Annotated in this window: 1 protein-coding gene; it reads left to right on the top strand. The window is 71.7% G+C overall.

Annotated elements, in window-relative coordinates; translation table 11 throughout:
* Positions 1–1,026: AsmA family protein (locus ACFHPP_RS31150; RefSeq protein WP_437167099.1), on the top strand; the 1,026-nt coding region annotated here is incomplete at both ends.

Genomic DNA, 1,026 nt, shown 5'->3' with positions numbered 1-1,026 from the left:
CTGGTCCTGCTGCTTCTGCTGGTGGCCTTCTGGTCGTGGGACTGGTTCATCCCGATGGCCGAACGCCGCGCATCGGCCGCCATCGGCCGCACCGTCACCATCGGCCACCTGCACCTGCGGCCCGGCCGCATCAGCGTGCTGACGGCCGAGGATGTGCGCATCGCCAACCCGGAGGGCTTTCCGGCCGACGCACCCTTCGCGCAGGCGGCGCGGCTGGTGGCGCGGGTGGACCTGCTGGAATCCTGGCGCCGCAATGCGCTGGTGCTGCCCGAGGTCGAGATCCAGAAGCCGGTGGTCGAGGCCGCCGCGCGCGACGATGGCCGCAACAACTACTCACTCGACGTCGCAGTGCCCGAACCGGGCCAGCCGGCGGCCTTGCAGATCGGCCTCTTGCGGATCACCGAGGGCAACGCCCACATCGTGCTGCCGCATCTCCAGGCCGACCTTCGCCTGACTGTGGCCACCCGCGACGAGGGTGGCGTGGCGCCGCGCCTCGCCGCGACCATCAGTGGCACCTATGCCGACCAGCCGATCACCGGCGAGGCGCTGGGCGGCGCGGTGCTGGCGTTGCAGGCGGACCGGCCGTGGCCGATCGCCGTGGAACTCGCCAACGGCCCGACCGTGGTCCTGCTGGAGGGCACGCTGCGGGACCCGCTGGCCTTGCAGGGCGCCGATATGCGCCTGACGCTGCGCGGCCCGGACATGGCGCTGCTGGAGAAGCTGACCGGCGTGCCGGTTCCACGCACCGCCAATTACGAGGTCACTGGCCGCCTCGACCAGGTCGAAGGCCGCATCCGCTTCCGCGAGATCGAAGGGCGCGTCGGGCAAACCGATATCAGCGGCATGCTGACGGTAGGCACCGCCGGGCCGCGCGTCGATGTGGCAGGAGAATTGCACTCCACGCGCGTCGACCTCGCCGATCTCGGCGGCTTCATCGGCGAGGAACCCGGCCGCGTAGCAACGCCCGGCCAGACGCCGGAACAGCGCCGCGCCCTGGCCCGCAACGAGGCCCAGGCGCGCGTGCTG

This window comes from Falsiroseomonas sp. E2-1-a20, from assembly GCF_051433195.1.
Taxonomy (GTDB): Bacteria; Pseudomonadota; Alphaproteobacteria; order Acetobacterales; family Acetobacteraceae; genus Falsiroseomonas.
Note: the sequence above shows the minus strand (reverse complement) of the source record. Positions and strands in the feature narration are given on the sequence as shown.